The following is a 7,709-nucleotide window of genomic DNA, read 5'->3' as shown; positions in this document are numbered from 1 at the left end:
GCACCGGGCCTCCTGTCCGACCTGTGGTTCAGTGGCGCACGGGCTCCACGACGTTGGACTCCTCGACGTCGCGGACGTCCTCGGCGGTGCGCAGGATCTCCTCGCGCGGTGAGGCCGAGTTGACCGCCCAGTAGTAGATCACCAGGGAGAACACGGCGACCACGACGATGTCGATCCACAGCGGGAACACCGGGTGCGTCAGTGGCCCGAAGTCGCTGAGGAACACGATGAGCCCCATGCCGATCAGGTAGGGCAGCAGCCACTGGGCCGCCTTCCAGTCCCACCGCGGACGGACGCTCGTGGCGCCGCGGAACACGTTGTTGAGGATGATCACCACGGCGCCGATCAGGATCGCGACGCCGAGCTTCCAGTCGGTGTCCCATCCCGTCCACAGGATGATCAGGTTCGCGATGACGAACGCGATCGGCGAGAGCACCGACGCGATCGGCATCCGGTATGGGCGCTCGATCTCGGGGATGCGCTTCCGGAACGCGCCGAGGGCCAACGGTGCCCCCGCGTACATGAGCACCGAGGCGCTCGTGATGAGGCTGACCAGGCCCTGCCACGACGGGAACGGTGCGAAGCAGGCGCAGCCCACGACGAACGCGGTGACCAGGCCGACCCACGGCACACCGGCCTTGGTCGTCCACTCGAACGCCTTCGGGAAGTACCCGTTGCGACTCAGCCCGTACGAGATGCGCGTCGTCGCGGTCACGTAGATCAGGCCGGTGCCGGCGGGCGAGATGATCGCGTCGATGAAGATGATCACCGCGAGCCAGGTGATGCCGGCCGCCATCGCGATGTCGGCGAAGGGGCCGGTGTACTTCGTGAAGTCGGCCGTCGCCCACGAGCCCTGGATCGCACCGGACTGCAGCGCGCCGAGGAACACGATCTGCAGCAGCAGGTAGATCACCAGGCCGATGAGCACCGACCCGATGACAGCGCGCGGGATGTCGCGCTTGGGGTTCTTCGCCTCGCCCGCCAGCTGGTCGGCCTGCTCGAAGCCGAGGAACGCGAAGATGATGCCGGACGTCGACACTGCCGCCAGGATCCCCTTCGCCCCCTCGGGCATGAAGCCGCTCGCGGCGGTGAAGTTCGAGCCGTGGAAGCCGCTGAAGGCCAGCACGATGATGACCAGCAGCGGGATGAACACCTTCCACCAGGTCGCCGCGGAGTTCGTGTTCGCGAGGATCCGGACGCTCAGCAGGTTGACGGCGGTGACGACGGCCATCAGCAGGATCGCCACCGCGATGCCCGAACCCGTGAGCAGCTGCTGCGTCTCCCCGTCCACCGTCGTGGTGTGCAGCCACGGGTGGGCGAACTGCCAGTGCTGCGCGTACTTGATCATCGCCTCGACCTCGATCGGGGCGACGGTCACGGACTGCAACCACGAGAACCACCCGAAGGACGCCCCGGCGATGCCGCCGAAGGCGATGTGCGGGAAGCGGGCCGTGCCGCCGGCGATCGGGAACATGCCGCCGAGTTCGGCGTGCACCAGGGCGAGGACCAGGACGGCGACGCCGCCGATGACCCACGAGATGATGGCAGCGGGTCCGGCGGTCTTGAGCGCCTCCTGCGAGCCGAACAGCCACCCCGACCCGATGATCGATCCGGTCGAGGCCCAGATGAGGCCGATGAAGCCGACGTTGCGCTTGAGCCCGGAATCGGGCAGCGCCTGTGTAGTCGTGGTTGCCACAGTTGCTCCTGTCGAGATGACCACGACCCCCCTGCAGGGGTCGTGGTCATCGACTCTGGCACTGTGCGGGACTCTCGGACGATTTGTTAACGAAGTGGAAACAAACGTCCTGTATAACCCCTCAGCCTACTTGGCCTTCTTCGACTTCTTGGACTTCTTCTTGTCGTCGTCCTGCTTCTTGCCGGCCTGCTTCTTGTCCGACTTCTTCTTGTCAGCCTTCTTCGCGTCCTTGGCCTTCTTCGCGTCCTTGGCCTTCTTCGCGTCCTTTGGTTTCTTCGCGTCCTTCGGCTTCGGTTCGTCGATCGGCGCTGCCGCCGCTGCGTCGTCCACGATCCCGTCGACCGGCTCGATCACGACCGTCAACCCGGTGTCCTGCAGCAGGTCGACCGGCTGCTCGGTGAGCTCTGTGGCCAGGGCATCCTCGACCCGCTCGACGGTCAGCTCGGCGGCGTCCTCGGCCAGACGGACGAGCGCCTGCGCCGCCCGGAGCCGCGTCGTGCTCTTCCGTGCCAGCACGTCGGCACGGGCGCCCTCGAGGAACGACCGGAGCGCGCGCTCGGCCACAGACCGACCGCGCGGGGCCGAGCGGTCGAGTCGGTCGAGTTCGCCGGCGACCCCGGCGACGTCGTCCTCGACGTGCTCGTGTCGCACGGACTCGACCAGGGCGGCGACGACCGCGGCCGCGCGCTCGACGGCGGCGCTGCGCTGGTCGAGGACGACGAGCATCTCGAAGGTCGAGCCGTACGACGCGGTCTCGAGCCGGACGGGTTCGGCGCCGCGCCCGCGGATGACGAGCCGCGAATCCGGCGTGGGCAGCCACGCGACGAGCGCCGCGACCGTGGCGACGGACCCGACGGTGCGCTCGTACTCGGCCAGACCGACGCGTTCCTGCTCTCGCAGCCGGACTCGGATCGCGATCTCCTGCACGTCGGACACCTTCCACTCACGGGTTGCAGACGTGGCGGGTGCCGAACGCCTGCCCCGGAGCGTAGTCGGGCTCACAGGGGGAACGGTGGAGAGCACACAGTGCGACAGCGGCTGCGCCGACTCGGCGATGGTGGAGATGGGGGGAATCGAACCCCCGTCCATCGCTGCAATTCGACGTCTTCTACGGGCGTATCCGGATGAGTCGTTCTGCTCGGCCCCGTCCTTTGCTACCGGCTTCTAGGACGACGGGCCCAGTCTCAGTGCAAGTCCCGCACGGCCCTGAGGCGCAACCGTGCAGCAAGTCCCCTGGATGACGCCGGAACTCAGGTTAGGAGACGATCACCTGGCCGACGGACTTCATGTGCTGGGCTGCTTACGCAGCGAGAGCGAAGTCAGTGCGCTTGGAATTGGCACTTGTTGTTTTCCACGGATCGTTGACGAGATGACCGTGGGTCCTCGGCCCGCTTCCCGTCGGCACACAGGCAATGTCGAAACCGATCATCCCCATGGAGGCCGAGGCAGCGAGCCGCTGTCGCACTGTGGAGTTGTGAACGCCTGCATCGCAGGCGGCTGTTCAGTCTATCGGCGAACGAGCGGACACGCCAGCGACAGCGGCTAGTCGCCCAGGCGGTTCTTCGAGCGCATCGCCCGCTCGGCCTCGCGCTTGTCGGTCTTCTCGCGCAGGGCCTGCCGCTTGTCGAACTCGCGCTTGCCCTTGGCGACCGCGATCTCGACCTTGGCCCGGCCATCGTGGAAGTAGATCTTCATCGGGACGAGCGTGTACCCGCCCTGCGCCGTCTTGTGCGAGATCTTGACGATCTCCTGCTTGTGGAGCAGCAGCTTCCGCTTGCGCCGCGGGGCGTGGTTGTTCCACGTGCCCTCGGTGTACTCGGGTATGTGCACGGCGTCGAGCCATGCCTCCCCGGCGTCGACGAAGGCGTACCCGTCGACGAGCGACGCCCGGCCCTCGCGCAGGGACTTCACCTCGGTGCCGGACAGGACCATGCCGGCCTCGTACGTGTCCTCGATCAGGTAGTCGTGGCGCGCACGACGGTTCGTCGCCACGGTCTTCTCGCCGCGTTCCTTCGCCATGCGCGTCTCCTTGCGTCCGGGCGCTGCCGGTGGGCAGCCCTACAGGTTACACAACACACGGCGGACGGCGCACCTTCCCGGCGCGCCGCAGGTGCACGGCACGGCACGGCCGCGCTACACCTTGAGGTACCGCCGGATCGCGATCGACGCCGAGATGCCCGCGAGCACCACGCCGATGACGATCACCGCCGGCACGACCACCGCCGCATCGCTCATGCCGATGAACGCCGTGCCGGAGAACCGCTTCGTCAGGTAGTTCCGGACGAAGAACCAGACGACCGCGGTGATCGCGCCCCCGGCCAGCACCGCGCCGATGGCGGCCGCGATCACGCCCTCGAGCACGAACGGCGTCTGGATGAACCGGTTCGAGGCACCGACCAGCCGCATGATGCCGAGCTCACGTCTCCGCGAGAAGGCCGACAGGCGGATCGTGGTCGCGATGAGCAGCACGGCCGCGACGAGCATCAACGCCGCGATGCCGATCGCCGTGTAGGACGACGCGTTCAGCAGGTTGAAGATCGGCTGCAGGTACCCGCGTTGGTCGACCACGCTCTGCACCCCCGCGACCTTCGACAGGCTCTCCTGCAGCACGTCGGCCTGCGACGGGTTCTTGAGGTTCACCCAGAAGGTCTCGTTGAGGTACTCGGGCTTGACGAACTCGGTCGCCGGCGAGTCCTTGAACTGCTGCTTGAACCGGTCGTACGCCTGCTGCTGGTCCTCGAAGTACGTCTTCTCGATGTAGGGCGACAGCGTCGAGCCCTTGAGCTGCTCCTCGACCTGCTGCCGCTGGTCCTCGGTGGCCTTGGCGCCGGTGCAGTTGCCGGTCGTGTCGGTGTCGGTGCACAGGTACACCGCGACCTGGGCCCGGTCGTACCAGTAGCCCTTCATCTGGTTGATCTGCATCTGCAGCAGGATCGCCGTACCGACGAAGGTCAGCGAGATGAAGGTCACCAGGACGACGGACACGACCATCGAGGCGTTGCGTCGGAGGCCGGAACCGACCTCGGACATGACGAGCCCGAGCCTCATCGGATGAGCCCCGGGATGGTCTGGATGCCGGTGGTGTTCGAGACACCCGCGGGCTGCTGCACCGGGAGTGCCTGGGTCTGGTAGCCACCGGACTGCTCGTCGCGGAGGACACGGCCACCGGAGAGCTCGATGACCCGGCGCTGCATCTGGTTGACGATGCTGGCGTCGTGCGTCGCCATGAGCACGGTGGTGCCTCCTTGGTTGATGCGTTCGAGGAGCGCCATGATGCCCGCCGAGGTCGTCGGGTCGAGGTTGCCGGTGGGCTCGTCGGCCAGCAGCACGGACGGCTTGTTCACGACCGCGCGGGCGATGGCGACGCGCTGCTGCTCACCACCGGAGAGCTCGTGCGGCATGCGGGTGGCCTTGCCGTTCAGGCCGACGAGCTTGAGCACGTCGGTGACGGCCTCGCTGATGAAGCCCTTGCTCTTGCCGATCACCTGCAGCGAGAACGCGACGTTGTCGAAGACGTTCTTGTTCGGCAGCAGACGGAAGTCCTGGAACACCACGCCGAGGTTCCGTCGGAAGTACGGGACCTTCCGCGAGGACAGGGCGCCGAGACGCTGGCCGAGCACGTGGATCTGCCCACGGGACGGCTTCTCCTCCTTGAGCACGAGGCGCAGGAAGCTGGACTTCCCGGAGCCGGACGCGCCGACGAGGAAGACGAACTCGCCCTTGAGGATCTCGAGGGTGACGTCGTCGAGAGCGGGGCTCGGGTTGCCCGAGTACACCTTGGTGACCTGGTCGAATTTGATCATGACCGGATCAGGGTAGGTCGCTCGGCTCGGAAAGCAAGCGAGGCGCGCGGCTCAGGAGTCGTCACCCTGCTTGCGCCAGCGGATGCCCGCGTTGATGAAGCCGTCAAGGTCACCGTCGAACACGGCTGAGGGGTTGTTCACCTCGTGCTCGGTCCGCAGGTCCTTGACCATCTGGTACGGCGCCAGCACGTAGGAGCGGATCTGGTCGCCCCAGCTCGCGGTGATGTTGCCCGCCAGTTCCTTCTTCTTCGCGTTCTCCTCTTCCTGCTTCAGCAGGAGCAGGCGCGACTGCAGCACGCGCATGGCCGCTGCACGGTTCTGGATCTGCGACTTCTCGTTCTGCATCGAGACGACGGTGCCGGTCGGGATGTGGGTCAGGCGGACGGCGGAGTCGGTGGTGTTGACCGACTGTCCACCCGGACCGGACGAGCGGAAGACGTCGACGCGGATGTCGTTCTCGGGGATGTCGATGACCGCGGTCTCCGGCATGAGCGGGATGACCTCGACCGCGGCGAACGAAGTCTGGCGCTTGCCCGCTGCCCCGAACGGCGACATGCGGACCAGGCGGTGCGTGCCGGCCTCGACCGACAGCGTGCCGAACGCGTGCGGGGCGTCGATCTCGAACGTGGCCGACTTGATGCCGGCTTCTTCGGCGTAGGACGTGTCCATCACCGTGGTCTTGTAGCCGTGCTGCTCGGAGTACCGCAGGTACATGCGCATGAGCATCTCGGCGAAGTCGGCAGCGTCGACACCACCGGCGCCGGCACGGATCGTGATGACGGCGGGACGGTCGTCGTACTCGCCGTCGAGCAGCGTCTGGACCTCGAGCTCGCCCATGGTCTTCGTGACCGCCTTGAGCTCGGCCGCGGCTTCGTCGGCCGAGTCCTGGTCGTCGCCCTCGTTCGCCATCTCGACGAGCACCTCGAGGTCGTCGATGCGTCGCTCGGTGTCCGTGATCTTCTTGAGCTCCGACTGCCGGTGCGAGAGCGCGCTCGTCACCTGCTGCGCGTGCTCGACGTCGTCCCAGAGGTCCTGGGCCCCGGCCTGCTCGCTGAGTTCGGCGATCTCGCGCTGCAGGCGGTCGACGTCGACCACCGAGCGGATGTTGCCGAAGGTCTCGCGGAGGGCGGAGATCTGCTCGGTGTAGTCCAGTTCGACCATGGTCACCGATCCTACCGGCGCGGCCGGGCCACGACCGACCGGGAGGCCCGGCTCGGCCCCGTCAGGCGGGTCCGGTCCGAGCCGTGGCCGTCACACCCGCGCCGACGGTGCCGTCACCCGGCCCGGGAGATGCTCACCCAGGCGACCTGCACGTCGCCGGCGGCGTCCGTCGGCGGCTTCTGCCCGCCCGACGTCGCCGCCTGCAGGACGAGGTGCAGCGGCTTCGTGGGGATGTTCTGCGTCGTCGAGCTCACGAGCACCCCGTCGACGAGGAAGGTCAGCTTCGACGGCGTCCACTCGATCGTGTAGGTGTGCCAGGCGGAGAACGTCGTGCCGAGGTCCCGGTGCAGGCAGTTCGCGGACGGGTTGCCCGGGCAGTGGTTCGAGAGCGTGGCGTTGCCGTCCAGGTCGCCCTCGGGGAAGTCGATCTCGCCGTCCTCCCAGGTGTTGGTGTCCGACCACAGCAGACCGGCGAGGCCGTAGCCCGCGACCGGGTCCGCTCGGAGCCGGATGTCGTACCGGCCGCTGGTCTGCCCGCCCCACTTGCCGTCGACGAGCGGGATGAACGCTGCGCCGGTCGGTCGCCCGGTGGCGTCCGTGGACATGTGCATGCGCAGGGTGCCGTCGGCCACCGACATGGCGGACTGCCGGTACACGCCGACGCCGCTCGTGTCGCCGAACCCGTCGTAGGCGACGAACCGGTTGCCGTAGGTCTTCGTGAAGGCCCCGGGTGCTGCCGGTGTCGTGAAGTCCTCGCCGAAGATCCGCGTCCACCCCGACGTCGCCGCCGGCATGGCACCACCGTCCAGCTGGCCTGACCCCGGCGTGCTGTCGGGCGTCGTCGTCGGGAGCGACGCGACGGGCGCGGGCGACGGAGTGCTCGTCGGCTGTGCGGCCGGGATCACGACCGTCTGGCATCCGAGTTGCTTGTCCGTCCCGGTGCCGACGTTCACCCCGATCACGCACACCGACTGGCTGCCGGACGCCGTCGTCGCGACCGAGGACTCGAAGCCGTGCGGACCCGGGACCCCGATGACCCGGTTCACGTC

The 7,709-nt window shown here is 67.7% G+C and carries 7 protein-coding genes and 1 other RNA gene; all 8 read right to left on the bottom strand.

The window, feature by feature from the left end; all coding sequences use genetic code 11:
* Window positions 1–28: 28 nt before the first annotated feature.
* Entirely contained in the window at window positions 29–1,696 is a 1,668-nt protein-coding gene (locus BIU90_RS12505; RefSeq protein WP_217640923.1) for an APC family permease, read from the bottom strand.
* A 126-nt stretch (window positions 1,697–1,822) separates the two neighbouring features.
* On the bottom strand, window positions 1,823–2,632 hold the full coding sequence (locus BIU90_RS12500) for a hypothetical protein (RefSeq protein WP_071300552.1): 810 nt from the start codon (window positions 2,630–2,632) through the stop codon (window positions 1,823–1,825).
* A 119-nt stretch (window positions 2,633–2,751) separates the two neighbouring features.
* Window positions 2,752–3,129: a transfer-messenger RNA gene (gene ssrA, locus BIU90_RS12495) on the bottom strand.
* Between the two features lie 109 nt (window positions 3,130–3,238).
* Window positions 3,239–3,715 (bottom strand): SsrA-binding protein SmpB, encoded by a 477-nt coding sequence (smpB, locus tag BIU90_RS12490; RefSeq protein ID WP_071300551.1) that lies wholly within the window; start codon window positions 3,713–3,715, stop codon window positions 3,239–3,241.
* Between the two features lie 114 nt (window positions 3,716–3,829).
* Window positions 3,830–4,744, bottom strand: a complete 915-nt coding sequence (ftsX, locus tag BIU90_RS12485) for a permease-like cell division protein FtsX (protein WP_071300550.1) — start codon at window positions 4,742–4,744, stop codon at window positions 3,830–3,832.
* Complete coding sequence (gene ftsE, locus BIU90_RS12480; RefSeq protein ID WP_071300549.1) at window positions 4,741–5,499, bottom strand: cell division ATP-binding protein FtsE; 759 nt, start codon at window positions 5,497–5,499, stop codon at window positions 4,741–4,743. Before ftsE ends, ftsX begins: the two co-directional genes overlap by 4 nt.
* Before the next feature lie 51 nt (window positions 5,500–5,550).
* The gene (gene prfB, locus BIU90_RS12475; RefSeq protein WP_071300548.1) at window positions 5,551–6,660 is read right to left on the bottom strand and encodes a peptide chain release factor 2; all 1,110 of its coding nucleotides are present in this window, start codon (window positions 6,658–6,660) and stop codon (window positions 5,551–5,553) included.
* Window positions 6,661–6,773: 113 nt separating this feature from the next.
* Window positions 6,774–7,709: glycoside hydrolase family 16 protein (locus BIU90_RS12470; RefSeq protein WP_175470209.1), on the bottom strand; the 936-nt coding region annotated here is incomplete at its 5' end.

Origin of the sequence: Curtobacterium sp. MCBA15_001 (assembly GCF_001864835.1) — a bacterium.
Taxonomy (GTDB): Bacteria; Actinomycetota; Actinomycetes; order Actinomycetales; family Microbacteriaceae; genus Curtobacterium.
The sequence above is the reverse complement of the archived record's forward strand: the minus strand, read 5'-3'. Positions and strand labels throughout refer to the sequence as shown.

Bases quoted from the DNA above. Each gene is read 5' to 3' on its own strand.
- smpB (WP_071300551.1), bottom strand. From the start codon at position 3,715: ATGGCGAAGGAACGCGGCGAGAAGACCGTGGCGACGAACCGTCGTGCG.
- ftsX (WP_071300550.1), bottom strand. From the start codon at position 4,744: ATGAGGCTCGGGCTCGTCATGTCCGAGGTCGGTTCCGGCCTCCGACGC.
- ftsE (WP_071300549.1), bottom strand. From the start codon at position 5,499: ATGATCAAATTCGACCAGGTCACCAAGGTGTACTCGGGCAACCCGAGC.
- prfB (WP_071300548.1), bottom strand. From the start codon at position 6,660: ATGGTCGAACTGGACTACACCGAGCAGATCTCCGCCCTCCGCGAGACC.